Origin of the sequence: Leclercia sp. LSNIH8, from assembly GCF_002920195.1 — a bacterium.
Lineage (GTDB): Bacteria > Pseudomonadota > Gammaproteobacteria > Enterobacterales > Enterobacteriaceae > Enterobacter.
Genome location: NZ_PQJY01000002.1, coordinates 560133 through 575618 on the forward strand (window position 1 = coordinate 560133; position 15486 = coordinate 575618).

14 protein-coding genes are annotated in these 15486 nt (G+C 59.2%); 4 read left to right on the forward strand and 10 right to left on the reverse strand.

What is annotated here, in order from left to right:
- Window positions 1-364: 364 nt before the first annotated feature.
- Complete coding sequence (locus C3406_RS07625) at window positions 365-1534, forward strand: DNA repair protein (RefSeq protein ID WP_103824866.1); 1170 nt, start codon at window positions 365-367, stop codon at window positions 1532-1534.
- Here C3406_RS07625 and C3406_RS07630 read toward each other — a convergent pair whose 3' ends face one another.
- Entirely contained in the window at window positions 1535-2299 is a 765-nt protein-coding gene (locus tag C3406_RS07630) for a siderophore-interacting protein (RefSeq protein ID WP_103824867.1), read from the reverse strand.
- A gap of 236 nt (window positions 2300-2535) precedes the next feature.
- On the opposite strand from C3406_RS07630, the gene C3406_RS07635 reads away from it, so the two are divergent.
- The gene (locus C3406_RS07635) at window positions 2536-3081 is read left to right on the forward strand and encodes a PadR family transcriptional regulator (RefSeq protein WP_103824868.1); all 546 of its coding nucleotides are present in this window, start codon (window positions 2536-2538) and stop codon (window positions 3079-3081) included.
- Here C3406_RS07635 and C3406_RS07640 read toward each other — a convergent pair.
- Together C3406_RS07640 and C3406_RS07645 are read right to left on the reverse strand one after the other, a co-directional pair.
- Entirely contained in the window at window positions 3078-4625 is a 1548-nt protein-coding gene (locus tag C3406_RS07640) for a methyl-accepting chemotaxis protein (protein WP_103824869.1), read from the reverse strand. The genes C3406_RS07635 and C3406_RS07640 overlap by 4 nt on opposite strands.
- A gap of 336 nt (window positions 4626-4961) precedes the next feature.
- Window positions 4962-6482 (reverse strand): methyl-accepting chemotaxis protein, encoded by a 1521-nt coding sequence (locus C3406_RS07645; protein WP_103824870.1) that lies wholly within the window; start codon window positions 6480-6482, stop codon window positions 4962-4964.
- Window positions 6483-6902: 420 nt separating this feature from the next.
- On the opposite strand from C3406_RS07645, the gene ygjG reads away from it, so the two are divergent.
- Window positions 6903-8282: a putrescine aminotransferase gene (gene ygjG, locus C3406_RS07650; protein ID WP_199182749.1), complete on the forward strand. Its 1380-nt coding sequence runs from the start codon at window positions 6903-6905 to the stop codon at window positions 8280-8282.
- 68 nt (window positions 8283-8350) lie between these two features.
- Here the strand turns inward: ygjG and C3406_RS07655 are convergent, their stop codons facing one another.
- The gene (locus C3406_RS07655; protein ID WP_476629930.1) at window positions 8351-8932 is read right to left on the reverse strand and encodes a helix-turn-helix domain-containing protein; all 582 of its coding nucleotides are present in this window, start codon (window positions 8930-8932) and stop codon (window positions 8351-8353) included.
- Window positions 8933-8995: 63 nt separating this feature from the next.
- On the opposite strand from C3406_RS07655, the gene C3406_RS07660 reads away from it, so the two are divergent.
- Window positions 8996-9685, forward strand: a complete 690-nt coding sequence (locus C3406_RS07660) for a B3/B4 domain-containing protein (RefSeq protein WP_103824873.1) — start codon at window positions 8996-8998, stop codon at window positions 9683-9685.
- 94 nt (window positions 9686-9779) lie between these two features.
- Here C3406_RS07660 and lsrG read toward each other — a convergent pair whose 3' ends face one another.
- From lsrG to lsrA, 6 genes are read right to left on the reverse strand one after another with little or no spacing between them, the layout of a single operon-like run.
- Window positions 9780-10073, reverse strand: coding sequence for a (4S)-4-hydroxy-5-phosphonooxypentane-2,3-dione isomerase (gene lsrG, locus C3406_RS07665; RefSeq protein WP_103824874.1), 294 nt, complete (start codon window positions 10071-10073; stop codon window positions 9780-9782).
- Complete coding sequence (gene lsrF, locus C3406_RS07670) at window positions 10070-10957, reverse strand: 3-hydroxy-5-phosphonooxypentane-2,4-dione thiolase (protein ID WP_103824875.1); 888 nt, start codon at window positions 10955-10957, stop codon at window positions 10070-10072. Before lsrF ends, lsrG begins: the two co-directional genes overlap by 4 nt.
- An 11-nt stretch (window positions 10958-10968) precedes the next feature.
- The gene (gene lsrB, locus C3406_RS07675; RefSeq protein ID WP_103824876.1) at window positions 10969-11970 is read right to left on the reverse strand and encodes an autoinducer 2 ABC transporter substrate-binding protein LsrB; all 1002 of its coding nucleotides are present in this window, start codon (window positions 11968-11970) and stop codon (window positions 10969-10971) included.
- 1 nt (window position 11971) lies between these two features.
- The gene (gene lsrD, locus C3406_RS07680) at window positions 11972-12949 is read right to left on the reverse strand and encodes an autoinducer 2 ABC transporter permease LsrD (protein ID WP_103824877.1); all 978 of its coding nucleotides are present in this window, start codon (window positions 12947-12949) and stop codon (window positions 11972-11974) included.
- Complete coding sequence (lsrC, locus tag C3406_RS07685; protein WP_103824878.1) at window positions 12950-13981, reverse strand: autoinducer 2 ABC transporter permease LsrC; 1032 nt, start codon at window positions 13979-13981, stop codon at window positions 12950-12952.
- Window positions 13978-15465, reverse strand: coding sequence for an autoinducer 2 ABC transporter ATP-binding protein LsrA (gene lsrA / locus C3406_RS07690; RefSeq protein ID WP_103824879.1), 1488 nt, complete (start codon window positions 15463-15465; stop codon window positions 13978-13980). The genes lsrC and lsrA overlap by 4 nt, the downstream gene beginning before the upstream one ends.
- Between the last annotated feature and the right edge of the window lie 21 nt (window positions 15466-15486).

Here is a 15486-nt window from a genome sequence, read left to right on the forward strand (position 1 = left end):
AGCACGCAAAGCTTAATATCGACAGGAAACTATAAGCGGGGTTTATGAAAAGCAGGATACAGGGGTGAGTATGGCGGGTGCACGGCAGCCTTTTAATATTTGCCAGCATCATTTCCTTTTAATATGTATTTGCTGGATGCCAGTCCCGGTGATGAGATTATTGACCGCTTCACGGAGAGTAAGATCCAGCGCTTTGCCGTTCAGCGTGGCACCCTAGCTGGCGAGGCCTCCGCTGCGAGCTTACCGCGCGCAAAATTAACGCATTCCCCCGTCGCGCCATTCATCAGACATGTGTATTATTCCCTGTTGTTTTCCTGACAACTATCCTTAACTCAAATACTTAAGCGCAAAAGCGAAAAGCATCATGAGCACACCGATCAAACGGCTGGAAATCATTAAAAATGCTATCGAACTGGAAGATGACGACATCATCGAGAGTCAGCTGGCACGGTTAAAAAGCGAAGCCTTTGACGATGAGCTGCAGGCGATAGTCGTGGCGCTTGAGCAGAAAAACTACACCGGGGCGATGGCGGCCATTACCGAATGGCTACAAAGCCAGCGTGCCGTTACCCCATGGCGGGATCCGCAGCTGGCCGCCAGCAAGCTGGAGCTGAAAGCGCTGGAAGAGCGCCTGCGCGATCTTATCGATCGCCGTAACGCCCGCGTCCAGCAGCTGGATGAATTTAACGACCTCTACCTCACGCGCCTCGGCCCACTGATGAGCCAGATCCTCGGCCTGCGCAAAACCTTGGCGGAGCTGAATCTGCGTCGCCAGCAGGCGGAGGCGCGCCGCCGGGAAGCGGATTACCGCCGCTGCCAGCAGTATGTCGCCCAGGCGGTGGAGGTGCTGACGACCCTGACCCGGCACTGGCGCGATCTGCCCGCCGACTCGGTACAGGCCGCCGCGGCGCGCAAGCATCTGCAGCAGCAGAGCAACCTGATCGCCAACCTGCTGGCCGAAGCCCAGGAGCTGGAAACCGGCTTAACCCGCGAAGAGGAGCCCGCCCGTCAGGCGCGGGACGAGGCCAACGATGAATACGAAAAGTACCGCGAGCAGCAGCACGAAGCGGAAATCCGCCTGCGCCGGGGCAAAGATCTCTCCGAAGAGGATCAGAACGAGTTAAAACGGCTCTGGCGCCAGGCAAGCAAACTCTGTCACCCGGATCTGGTGGCGGACGAGCTGAAAGAAGAGGCGAACGCCATGATGGTGCAGCTCAACCAGGCGAAGCAGCGTGGCGACGTGAAGGCGATCCGCTCCCTGGTGGCCCGCCTGCATCAGGGGCTGGAGCCGCTGATGGCCAGCGACCGGCTGAACGATCTGACGCGTATCCGCAAAAAAATGGCCCAGGTTCGCGAACAGATCGACACCCTGGTGAGCGAGCTGGCGGAGCTGGAAAAAGAGGAGTCCTGGCTGCTGGTCTCCTCGCTGAGCAATATGGAAGCCTACTTCGCCCAGCAGGAGAAAGCCCTGCACGAGGTGCGCGCCTCGCTGGAGCATCAGGTCAGCGAAGCGCAGCTCGACGATGTGGCCTGACTATTTGGCGTGCCAGTACGCGCTGGCACGCACCAGCTTCTGATCGATGGCGTCGGTTTCAAACAGGCGGCTCAGATTTTTCACCACCTTCCCTTCCCCCGTCAGCCAGATGAAGTAATCGTCTGCCGGCACGCTGAGCGCCGCCAGACGATCGGCCACCGCCTGCTCGTTATGCCCCACCACCCAGCTAATGTTGAACTCGCTTAAGTGCGCCAGATAGTCCTGACAGGCGGCATCGCTCACGGTCACCACGGCGTGCACTTCCGGGCGTACCGGCATCGCGCGCAGGGTCTCCAGACGACGGCGCAGGGCGGGCATGCCCGACTCATCACAGACGTACAGTTGCCAGGCATAATCTTCCGGCACCACCAGCGAGCCGCGCGGACCGCCGATAGAGAGGGTATCTCCCGGTTTTGCGTCCACAGCCCAGCTGCTTGCCACGCCGCCGTCGTGGATAAAGAAATCGAGCACCAGCTCGTGTCGGGCCGCGTCATAGAGCGGGGTGTAATCCCGCGCCTGCGGACGCACGCCCTCACCCCACTCCACGCCCTCGTCCGTCACTACCGGGGGAATAAAGGTCGTGCCCTGTTCCGGGAAAAAGACTTTGCAGTGGTCGTCGAAGCCGCGGGAGCTGAAGCCCTCCAGCGCTTCGCCGCCCAGTACGATGCGCTGAAAACCGGTACTGACGCGCTCCACGCGGAGCACGTTCAGCTCGCGAAAGCGCAGGTCGTTGCGGACACGTTGAGGATAGCGAGGTGTGGTCATAATGTGCCTTCGTGAAAGTGAAATCGATATATCGGAAATGGAAGTTAAATGATAATGATTGCTAATAAGCAGAATTGCAAGATTTTTTTGATATAGGCATATTTCGCAATCCCAAAGCCAACCTTATACATTTAAAACCTTAAATATTAGTAAGTTAAATAAATTACGTGCGATGACGTTGCTTGTTTTTAAGATTTAGATATAAATTAGATATATCAAAAATACGGAGAAAGACGATGCGACACTCTCACGATCATGATCACCGCGATCACGCTCACCGCGGACGCGGCGGCGATCACCATCACGGCGGCGGTCGCCGCCAGCGCTTCTTTGGTCACGGCGAATTACGGCTGGTGATCCTCGATATTCTGACCCGCAACGCCAGCCACGGTTATGAGCTGATTAAGGCGATCGAGACCCTGACCCAGGGCAACTACACCCCCAGCCCGGGCGTGATCTATCCAACGCTCGATTTTCTGCAGGATCAGCAGCTTATTACGCTTACCGAGGAGGAGAACGGGCGTAAAAAGATTGAGATTACCCTTGCCGGACAGCAGTGGCTGGATGAAAACATAGACCATCTGGAGCACATTCTGGCGCGCGTCAAAGCGCGTTGCGTGGGCTTTGAGCTGCGCAAAAACCCGCAGATGAAGCGGGCGCTGGATAACTTTAAAGCGGTGCTGGATCTGAAGGTGAATCAGGGAGAGACCAGCGACGCGCAGATCAAACAGATTATCGGCGTGATCGACCGCGCGGCGCTGGAGATCTCCCAGCTCGATTAAGCGGCGACGCGGAACACTTTCACCAGCGCTTTCAGATTCATCGCCTGCTCGTTAAGGGATGATGCCGCCGCAACGGACTCCTCCACCAGGGCGGAGTTTTGTTGGGTGGTGGAGTCAATCAGGCCAATGGCGCTGTTGATCTGCGAGATGCCTTCCGTCTGCTCATGGCTTGCCTGGCGGATCTCACGCAGGATGACATCCATCTCCTCCACGTTACCCACCATGCCATTAATCAGCCCGCTGGCTTTTTCCACCAGCGCCATCCCGTCCTGGGTCTGGCTGGTTGAGCTTTCAATCAGCTGCCGAATTTCGCTGGCTGAGGTGGCGCTTTTCTGCGCCAGCTGGCGAACTTCACCGGCCACCACCGCAAAGCCGCGACCGTGTTCACCCGCGCGAGCCGCCTCAACCGCCGCGTTCAGCGCCAGAATGTTGGTCTGGAAGGCGATGGAGTCGATCAGGTTGATGATGTCGGACATCCGGTTGGAGGTCTCGTTAATCAGGCGCATTTTGCTGGTGACCTGCTGCATCATCTCGCCGTTGTGTTTCACCACCCGGGCCGCGTCCGCAGAGAGGTTCGTCGCCTCGCCGGTATGCGAAGCGGTGTTTTTCACCGTCGCGGTGATCTGCTCCATCGACGCCGCCGTTTGCTCAACGGAGCTGGCCTGCTCTTCGGTACGCGCCGCCAGATCCTGATTACCCGCCACAATCTGCGCCGCGGCGCTGGAGATGCTCTCCGAACCGGTCTGCACCTGCTGCACAATCTCCAGCAGACGGGCTTTCATCTCCATCAGCGCCGTGAGCAGCTGGCCGGTTTCATCTTTCCCGTGCGAGGCAATGTTGCGGGTGAGATCGCCCTCGGCAATGGACTGGGCAAAGCCCACCGCCTCGCCCAGCGGACGGGTAATGGAGCGCACGATAAACCAGCCCATCAGGCTACCCACCACCACGCTGAAGAGCGTGATGAGGATCAGCACCAGACGGTTGCTTTTAAAATCGCCTTCCACCTCTTCACCTGCGCGCTGCATCTGGGTGTTCTGGATCGCAATCAGCGCCTGCACCTTCGCCTTATAGGCCTGCTGCAGGCTGAGGGTGTTGGTCATCATCTCCTGAATCGCCCCCGCCCGATCGTTGTTCTGCACCGCCTGCAAAATACGATAGCGGGAGTCAAGATACTGCTGGCGAACGCCGCGGATATCGGCCAGCACCTGCTGGGATTGTTTATCCTGTAGGGCCTTGTCCAGCTCCCCAAGGATCAGAGTGATACGCTCGCTGATCGCCTTCAGATGCTGCTCTGATTGCGCCGTGTAAGTGCCCTGATCGTCCAGCAGCATCAGCTGTTGAGTGCTAATAAATTCCTGAAAATTTTCGATTAACTGGTTGGCTTTTACGGTCGTGGGATAATCGCTGGTGATGATGGATTGCATCCCGTTATTTGCCCGGTTCAGGCTCAACAGAGATAAACTCGCACTTATCCCCATCAGGACAATAAAGAATCCAAACGCCAGAAATAATTTCGTGCCGATTTTAACGTCGTGTAAGAACATATTTACTCCATCGATGTGATTATTTCTCAGACGATCAGCGTTATCGGTAACTCTACCGCTAACTTTATGACTTTGATCGCTTTTTTATTTCATAATCACCACAATGGATAGGCGCAGACTATTAATTTTAACTCATCGATCGTTATACAACCACCGGCACACTTTTTTTGACAACGCAACAGGGAAAACAGACGCAGGCAGAGAGAATTAATCGCGGCGCTTTTTTTAATTATTTAATATTTAAGTAACAATAAATGATAAAAATAATGACAATCCGCCCATAAAAAAACCGCTTACGCTGTGAAGCGTAAACGGCTTTTTTAGAACATTACTGACTCAGTGAAGGACGGTGACCGCATCCTCAAGACGTTTAGCCCGGTGTTTCACCATCGCCGACACCTGAGCGCTGGTTTCCACCAGCGCGGCGTTTTTCTGGGTAATCGAATCCAGCTCCGCTACCGCGCGGGTCAGCTCCGACAGCCCGGACGCCTGCTCGGAGGTCGAGTGGCTGATCTCCGCGATAAGCCGGGTGACGTTCTGCACTTTCTCCACAATATCATCCATTGTGCGCCCGGCAGCATTGACCTGCTCCGAGCCCGACAGCACTTTGCTGGCGCTGGCGTCGATCAGTTTGCGGATGTCGTTGGCGGCGGTGGCGCTGCGGCTGGCAAGATGACGCACCTCTCCGGCTACCACCGCAAAGCCTTTGCCCTGCTCCCCTGCCCTGGCCGCTTCTACCGCCGCATTCAGCGCCAGAATATTGGTCTGGAAGGCGATGTCATTAATCAGCTTGGTGATAGAGCCGATACGCTGGGTGCTGTCGGCAATCTCGTCCATGGTTTTGACCACGGTTTGCATCGCGTGTCCGCCTTCGGTGGCGGCATCGCTGGCGGCGATGGAGAGCTTATCAGCGTCAACGGCGGTTCTGGTGTTGTTCTGTACGGTCATTGCCAGCTGGTTCATGGTCTCCACGGTCTGCTTCACGTTCGAGACGGTCTGGTGGGTGCGATCGTTAAGGTCATCGTTCCCCCTCGCCAGCTGCTCGCTGCCGTCACGCACGTTGACGACCTGGCTGGAGACATCATTGATCAGCCAGCGGCACATCAGCCCGAGCTGACCGACCGCCCGCAGGGTCAGCCCCAGCTCGTCGCTGCGGTTGAGGTGCTCAACGCTGTTGCGCTCGCCCGTCGCCACCTTCAGCGCCTGACGCGCCACGTTCTCGACCGGACGCACAATCTGCTGCTCAAACAGGAGCGTACCCAGCAGCATGACCAGCGCGCTGGCGCCCAGTGCTGCCCATCCCGCACCGGTGGCAAACAGGGTGGCCGCCAGCACGGCAAATAATGCGGTCATCACGCCGCGGACCCGCCAGCGCAGCGGCATCGACGGGAGTTTGCCGGTCCAGCCTCTGGCAACCACCAGCCCTTTATGCACGCGCTTTTTGCAGCGCCCTTCGTTCAGCGCCTTATAGAGCGGCTCGACAGCGGCGATCTCTTCCGGCGTGGCCTTCACGCGGATGGACATGTACCCGGTGGTCTGGCCGTTGCGCACCATCGGCACCGCATTCGCGCGCACCCAATAGTGATCACCATTTTTACGGCGGTTTTTCACAATTCCGCTCCAGGGTTCGCCCTGTTGCAGGGTATACCACATGTCGGCAAAGGCCGCTTTTGGCATATCCGAGTGACGGACCTGGTTGTGCGGCTGTCCTGACAGTTCGGCAAGCGTATACCCGCTTACCTGCACAAACGTGTCGTTGGCCTGAGTAATGTAGCTGTGCAGATCGGTGGTGGACATCAGGGTGGTGTCATCTTGCAGCGGGTATTCACACTGCGTGACAAACGGTTGAGGCGACATAGGCATCCCTTGCAGGTTACTTGAATGTTATTTTTGTGGCGTAAATATTTTACGGCGGTAACGAACATATCTTTAGTTGTTAAACATGCCTGAGATCGCAAAACGCCACTAAACCGCATTTTTTGTGTGTTTTTATAATTTATTGATATCTAATGGTTTCGCAGAGAAACTACTCCTGAAGGAGGATCCGTATCTGTTCTCTTTCCGCCCTAAAACAGAGCAAATGCACTGCTATCGGGCATCTCTGTTTCTGAAAATTCCCTGCCGCAGCGGCCAGGCTGCGCTTTTGCATGATTAAATATTGTGTAACATTATTTTAACCTGGCGTTTATCCCGATTTTTGTTAAGGCCCTGGATGTGGCGTAAAGCCTGCAATACTTAATCCAGTATCATGTGATACGCCATCCCCGGGAGCACATCTTGAACAGGTTACCTTCCAGCGCGTCGGCCCTTGCCTGTACCGCGCACGCCTTGAATCTCATTGAGAAGCGAACGCTTGATCATGAGGAGATGAAACAACTTAACCGCGAGGTGATTGATTACTTCAAAGAGCATGTCAATCCAGGTTTTCTCGAATACAGGAAATCGGTAACGGCAGGCGGGGATTACGGAGCCGTAGAGTGGCAGGCGGGAAGTTTGAATACGCTTGTCGACACTCAGGGACAGGAGTTTATAGATTGCCTGGGTGGATTTGGTATTTTCAACGTGGGGCACCGTAATCCAGTAGTGGTTTCCGCCGTACAAAATCAGCTTGCAAAACAACCCCTTCATAGCCAGGAACTGCTTGACCCTTTGCGGGCGATGCTGGCAAAAACGCTGGCGGCACTGACGCCGGGGAAACTGAAATACAGCTTCTTCTGTAACAGCGGCACGGAATCGGTCGAAGCGGCGATCAAACTCGCCAAAGCGTACCAGTCGCCGCGCGGGAAGTTCACCTTTATCGCCACCAGCGGGGCCTTCCACGGCAAGTCGCTCGGGGCCCTCTCTGCCACCGCGAAATCCACCTTCCGTAAGCCGTTTATGCCGCTGCTGCCGGGCTTCCGCCATGTGCCGTTCGGCGACATCAACGCCATGCGCACCATGTTGTCGGAATGCCATAAAACCGGCGATGATGTGGCGGCGGTGATCCTCGAACCTATCCAGGGCGAAGGCGGGGTGATCCTGCCTCCGCAGGGCTATCTGCCCGCGGTGCGTCAGCTGTGCGATGAGTTTGGCGCGCTGCTGATCCTGGATGAAGTACAGACCGGCATGGGGCGTACCGGCAAGATGTTTGCCTGCGAGCACGAGAACGTGCAGCCGGACATTCTGTGCCTGGCCAAAGCGCTGGGCGGCGGCGTGATGCCGATTGGTGCGACCGTCGCCACCGAAGAGGTCTTCTCGGTGCTGTTCGACAATCCTTTCCTGCACACCACCACCTTTGGCGGTAACCCGCTGGCCTGTGCCGCGGCGCTGGCGACCATCAACGTGCTGCTGGAGCAGAACCTGCCCGCCCAGGCGGAGCAGAAAGGCGACATGCTGCTGGATGGTTTCCGTCAGCTGGGGCGTGAATACCCGGACCTGGTCCAGGAGGCGCGCGGCAAAGGGATGCTGATGGCGATTGAGTTTGTCGACAACGAAACCGGCTACAGCTTCGCCAGCGAGATGTTCCGCCAGCGGGTGCTGGTGGCAGGCACGCTCAACAACTCGAAAACCATTCGCATCGAACCGCCGCTGACGCTGACCATTGAGCAGTGTGAGCAGGTGCTGAAAGCAGCCCGTAAGGCGCTGGCGGCGCTGCGGGTGAGCGTGGCTGAAGCGTAAAACACGCCGGGCCTACAACGGCTTTGGTTTTTGTAGGCCCGGTAAGCGCAGCGCCACCGGGCGTTTTTTTACCGATGAAACTCCGCCACCGTCATGGTGAACCGCAGCACGTTTGCCCCTTCGTTCCCATAGCTGTGCGCCGCTTCGGTTTTTGCCACCGCCGACGCGCCAGCGACCACCTGCGTCACGCTCTCCTTCACTTTCAACGTGAGTACTCCCGCTTCCACGTGGAGCAGTTCAAAGGTGCCCGCCGGATGCCCCGGTGAGGTAAAGCACTCCCCCGGCTGCATCTCCCAGCGCCAGAGTTCAATCATATCCGGGCCAGCCGTCCCCGCCAGCAGCCGGGCGCTACCGCCCTTCTCCCCCTGCCAGAGCACCGGGATCGCCGCTTCCTCGATAATATGCACCTGCGGCTCGCTGGCGACGTTAACGATCTCCGCCACCGAGACGCCCAGCGCCGCCGCCAGCTTGCAGAGGATCGCAATGCTGGGGTTGGCGGCCCCTTTTTCGATCTCCACCAGCATCCCTTTGCTGACGCTGGCGCGGCGCGACAGCTCGTCCAGCGACAGTTTTTTCTCTTTCCGCCAGTTGCGGATACGGTTCGCGACCGCCAGGCTTACCTGGGCCACGTCTGCGCCGCTCTCGGTCATTATATTGACTTTATCAGTCACTGGTCATTACCATGGTATAAAACAGTCGATACAGGATTATTTATGTCCCTCCTTACGCCGTCAATAGATCCGCGTCTTGCCGGGATCGCGCCGGGGTTCCGCGCGCTGAGCATCGTGGCTGAAGCCGCGCCCGTTACCGCCCCGGAGGTGGCCTCCGCCGCATTAGCTCAGGCCTGCCAGCAGGTGTTAAACGATGATTTTCCCTGGGCCGGAGACCATCTCGCCGCCTGGGATGAGGTGTTTAAAGCCTTTGGCGCCAAACCGAAACGCACCCCCTGCTCCGCCAGCGCTCTGCGCAAGCGGGTGCTGAAAGAGGGCACTCTGCCGCCGCTCGATCCGGTGGTGGATATCTACAATGCGGTCAGTATCCGCTACGCCATCCCGGTGGGCGGGGAAAATCTTGCCACCTATACCGGGGCTCCGCGGCTGACGCTGGCCGACGGCAGCGAGCCGTTTGATACCGTTAAAGAGGGTCAGCCGGGCATGGAATATCCCGAGGTGGGCGAGGTTATCTGGCGCGACGACGTGGGAGTGACCTGCCGACGCTGGAACTGGCGACAGGGAGTACGCACCCGGCTGGACAGCCAGGCGCAGACCATGTGGTTTATTCTCGAAAGCCTGCCCGCCATGCCGTTAGCGGCGCTGGAAGCGGCCGGGGATGAGCTGGTCAGCAACCTGCAACGGCTGATGCCGGGGGCAACAGCGCGGGTTCAGCTACTGGAGCTGACCTGAAAAACGCCGGGCGGCGCTGCGCTTGCCCGGCCTACAAAACCCGCACCGTTTGAACCGTTGTAGGCCCGGTAAGCGCAGCGCCACCGGGCGATTTTTACTCTGGCATCAACCCAACAAAACAACGTTTTTTACGCGGCTCCGACATCAGCTCTTCAAGCTTTTCCACGCAGGCCAGATAATGCGGGGTCTGCTTATGCGCCTGCACCGCCTCCTCATCCTTGTAAGCCTCGTAGATAAAGAACCGGGTTTTTACCCGCGGATCCTGCAAAACGTCGAACCGCAGGTTGCCCGGCTCCTGGATCGCCCCTTCATGGTTGGCGCGAAACACCTCCAGAAACTCGTCCACCTTGTCCGGCTTAATATTGATTTCCACTAAGGTCACGTTCATTGTGTTTCTCCTTGTTTTTCCTCCTGCCAGAACTGATACGCCTCGCGGGCGCTCATCTTCTCGTGCACCACCTTCTTAACTGCCTTCAGCATCGCCAGCGGCGCGCTGGACTGGAAGATATTGCGTCCCATATCGACACCCGACGCGCCCTGATCGATGGCGCGGAAGCACATCTCCAGCGCCTCGTGCTCCGGCAGCTTTTTGCCCCCGGCGATAACAATCGGCACCGGGCAGCTGGCGGTCACTTTCTCGAATCCCTCTTCCACAAAATAGGTTTTAACGAACTGCGCTCCCATCTCGGCGGCAATACGGCTGGCCAGCGAGAAATAGCGCGCGTCACGGGCCATTTCCTTACCCACACCGGTCACCGCCAGGGTCGGCATACCGTAGCGGTTGCCCGCATCCACCAGTTTGATGATGTTGTTGATCGACTGATGCTCATACTCACTGCCGATATAGACCTGCGCCGCCACCGCGCAGACGTTGAGGCGCAGGGCATCCTCCATCGCCACCGCCACGCACTCGTTAGAGAGTTCACCCAGCATCGAGTTGCCCCCGGAGGCGCGCAGCACCACCGGCTTGTTGGTGGCGGGCGGCACGGTGCTTCTGAGAATGCCGCGGGTACACATCAGCACATCGGTTTCGGCAAACAGCGGGGCAATGGAGAGATCGATGCGCTCCAGCCCGGTAGTCGGCCCCTGGAAATAGCCATGATCGAAGGCCAGCATCACCGTGCGGTTGCTGGTGGGGTTAAAAATGCGCGCCATGCGGGACTGCATCCCCCAGTCCAGCGCCCCACACCCCTTCAGGGTAAAAGGCACATTCTGCTGCGGCCGGTCGATGCCAAAGTTCTTGCCCTCTTTGATGTCGTCTAAATCAGCCATGTTCTCTCCCGTCAGAAGTCGTAGTTGTTGATGTTCTCTTTGGTGAACACCACCCGCTCCGGCAGCAGCACAATGCCGTTGCCTTTCGCTTCATACTGATAGCCCTGCACGCTGTTCGGCTCGACCTTGAGATTGCCGATATCTTTGATCTCCACGCTGTCGCCGACGTTAAGATCGCCTTTTTTCAACAAACGATCGGCGACATTGACCGCAATTTTGCCCTGCTGCACCACATCCCACAGGCCGAAGGCTTTCACCGTGCCGCGCTCCACGTACGGACGCATAACGTTCGGCGTGCTGAAGCCGACGATCGCCACCCCTTCCCGCTTCAGGTTTTCCGCTGCCTGGGCTGCCGCCGGCAGGGCGTTGGCATCCGGGGCGATGATCGCATCCAGGTCCGGGTAGGCTTTTAAGATCCCCTCGGCGGTCTGCAAGGATTTGGTGGCATCGTTATAGCCAAACTGGGTGGTGACGATCTGCCACTGGGGATGATCTTTGGCGATTTTGGCTTTCGCCGCGTTCACCCACTGGTTCTGGTCGGTGACGGTGGGGCTGGAGTAGAAGAAGGCCACTTTGGCATCCGGTTTGGTCACCTGCTTCGAGGCCATCTCCACCAGCAGGCCACCGAGCTGTTCCGGCGTCCCCTGGTTGATGTAGATGCTGCGGCACTCCGGTTTGGTGTCGGAATCCCAGGTCAGCACTTTCACTCCGCGCTGCATGGCGCGCTTCAGCGCCGGGCAGAGGCCATCCGGCGACACGGCGGAGACGATAATGGCGTTATAGCCCTGGTTGACGAAGTTATTGATCAGCTGCACCTGCCCCGAGACGCTCGGCTCGGTGGGGCCATCGTAGGTAACGTCCGTGCCCAGCGCTTTACCCGCCTCTTTCGCCCCGTTGCCGCCGCTGGTAAAGAAGCCGACCCCCACCAGTTTCGGGATAAACGCAATACGGTCGGCGGCCTGCGCCGAGGCAACGCTTAACGCTACGGCCAGCACCATCAGTTTTATTTTCATCTTACGCTCCGGGTAGTTTTGTGAAGAGAGATCGCACCCACTCACGGTGCAGACTCAGTGAACGTCCCATCACCACCACAACCAACAGCGCCCCTGACAGCGCGCTCGACACCTGGTTGGGGATGCCGACCATCTGTAACCCCTGTTGCAGATACCCCACCAGCAATGCCGCCAGCGCAGTACCCAGTACCGAACCTGAACCACCATAGATATTCGCCCCGCCCAGCACCGCCGCGGTGAGCGCGGGCATCAGCAGGTCGCGCCCTAAATCAGAGCGCGCCGAGCCGAAATAGGAGACCATCACCAGGGCGGCAATCGCCGACGCCACCCCCACCAGGCCATAGAGCGCGTAGGGCATGCCGTTAACCGACAGCGCCGCATAGCGCGCCGCGCGCGGATTCTGCCCAATCAGAAACAGATGGCGGCCAAAGCGCCCGCGATGGGTAATCAGCCAGAAGATAAAGGTGATGATCGCGAACAGCACCAGCGGGATCGGCAGCCCGATAACCGTGAGGTTGGCGAAGGCGGTGAAGCTCTCCGGGAAGCCGCCAATGCCTTCGTAGCCGGTAGCCCCGGCCATGCCCGAGAGCAGCAGCGCCCCGCCGCCGTAGAGGTAGAGTGTGCCGAGGGTGATCACCAGCGGGCTGATGCCGGTGTAGTGGATAAGCAAAGCGTTGAACAGACCACACAGCAGCCCGAGCAGCAGGGTGAGCGGGATCGCCGCCGCCATCGGTACGCCGGACTGCATCATCACCCCCAGAGCGATGGCGCACAGGCCGATGGTGGAGCCGAGGGAGATGTCTATCCCGCCGCTGATGATCACCAGCGTCAGCGGCAGCGCCACGATGCCGATGCAGATAAAATCGCTGGTGCTGAACAGCAGCATATTGATGTCGAGCATCCGCGGATTGAGGGTGCCAAACAGCAGGATCTCCAGCACCAGTAACAGCAGCAGCGCCCACTCCCAGTTAAGCTTCATCTACGCCACCTCTTTGTTGCGTTTGCGAAACGGGGTGACGTGCTTCCCCCCTTTATTGCCCGGTTGAAAACGGCTGTACTTCAGCGCCCGCTGATGACGCGCCAGCGCCTGGCGCAGCCGTCCGTCGAGTACCAGCACCCCCAACAGCACCAGGCCAGCGATAAAGTCATTCCACCAGGCCGGGAGGCGGAACAGCACCAGCACGGTGTCGATCTGGGTCAGGAAGAAGGCCCCCAGCAGGGCGCCAATTAAGGTTCCGGTGCCGCCGAGCAGGGAGATGCCCCCCAGCACGCAGGCGGCGATGGCTTTCATCTCCAGCCCGCTGCCGGTCTGGTTAGGGACAAAACCGATCTGCGCGGCAAAGACGATCCCGGCGCAGGCGGCCAGTACGCCGTTAATCGTGAAGGCCGCCATCCGGGTGCGGTTGACCGCCACCCCGAGCTGGCGGGCGGCGGCGAGGTTATCCCCCACGGCGTAAAAATCCCGGCCGAAGGCGGTGCGCGACAGCGTCCAGGTCCCGAGAGCGGCGATAATCAGCACTACGATCCCCAGGGGCGATACCCCAAGCGCCACCGGCTCTGACAGGGATTTCAGGCTCACCGGCAGCCCTTCAATCCACTTCCCGCCGGTCCAGAGCAGCATCACCCCGCGCCACAGCCCCAGCGTGCCGAGGGTGGCGACAATCGCCGGAATGCGCAGCCCCACCACCAGCAGGCCGTTGAAGGCCCCCGCCAGCGCCCCGATCGCCAGCGCAAAGAGGATCGCCACCGGCAGGCCGTAGCCGTTGTTCAGCGCCACCCCCACAGCAATGGCACACAGCCCGACAATCGATCCAACCGACACGTCGATATTGCGGGTCAGCATCACCAGCCCGGCGCCGAGGGCCAGCAGGATCAGGATTTGCGAACTGGCGAAGATCATCCCCAGGGTCTGCAAACTGAGATAGGCCGGGTTAAGGGCCACCAGCACCACAAACAGGGCGAGGATCGCCAGCAGGGCGCTGAGCTCGCGGTTTTTCAGGAGTGTTTTCATGCCTGCCCTCCGAAGGCCAGGGACATCATGCGATCGAGGCTGACGGCGTGGCGCGGCAGTTCCCCGCTGAGCACCCCCTGGTGCATCACCAGCACCCGATCCGCCAGGCCGGGAAACTCATCCATGTCGCTGGAGATCATCAGCACCGCCACGTTTTGCGCCGCCACGCTTTTGATTAGCTGATAAATATCGGCCCGGGCCGAGACGTCCACGCCGCGGGTCGGCTCATCGACGATCAGCAGCAGCGGATTGGCCTCCAGGCAGCGGGCCAGCAGCACCTTCTGCTGATTGCCGCCCGACAGGGTGCGCACGGTCTGATCCGGGCTGTTGAGTTTGATCCCCAGCGCCCGGTGATAGCGCTCCACCACCGCCGCCTCGCGTTTGCGCTGCTGCCAGAGGGAAGGTTCGTTCAGCGCCACCGTATTCCAGCGTACCGGCGCATCGAGAAACAGGCCGGAGACCTGCCGGTCTTCCGGGAGATAGACCAGCCCTTTCTCCAGCCGGGCGCTGACCGGATCGCGGTCGATCTGCTGGTTTTCGAGCCAGATCCTCCCGCCCCGCGACGGGCGCAGGCCGTAGAGCGTTTCAGCAAATTCGGTGCGCCCCGAGCCTACTAATCCCGCCAGGCCGACGATCTCCCCGGCGTAGATCTCCAGACTGAGATCGATAAAGCCCTCCCCGGTAAGCGTCTCCACCCGCAGCACCGGAAAATCCTGCGCCTGGGTGCGGCGATTGCCCGGCAGCGCCAGCCACAGCTTTTGCGTGTCGCTCAGGCCCTGCTCGCGGCTGACCGGCGTCATGGCGGCGATGAGCGCGTTATCGTCAAACTGCGCGGTTTCGCCGCTCAGCACGATCGCCCCGTCACGCATCACCGAGACATGGCTGGCGAGCTGACGAATTTCGGGCAGCTTGTGAGAGATAAAGACGATACCGACCCCCGTCCCCTGAAGCGCGCGGATCTGGCGGAACAGGCGCTCCGTTTCGCCCGGCGTCAGCGAGGCGGTGGGTTCATCAAGGATGAGGATCTTCGCCTCGCGCATCAGCCCGCGCAGGATCTCCACCATCTGCTGATCCGCCACCTCCAGAGTGCTGGCGGCAGCGTCTAAATTAAGCTGGCACTGGAGCTGCTCCAGCTTATCCCCAAGGCGCTGGGCGGTGGCCTGCCCGCGCGGCAGGCGGAAGAGAATGTTTTCCCGCACGCTGAGGTTCGGAAACAACATCGGCTCCTGGGGTACAAGATAGATGCCGAGCTGGTGGGCCTGGCCCGGTTTGAGGCGAGCAAAAGGCTGGCCCTCAATAGAAAGTTCACCGCGGTCGGGCGTTTCGACCCCGGCAACAATCTTCATCAGGGTCGATTTCCCGGCGCCGTTGCCCCCCATCAGGGCGTGTACCTGACCGGCAAGCAGAGTGAAATCAATGTTTTTCAATACTGGAACGCCGGAGAACTGCTTCTGGATCCCGCGCGCCTCAATCAGTGCTCTCATTATCGCTCCGCTATTGAACAA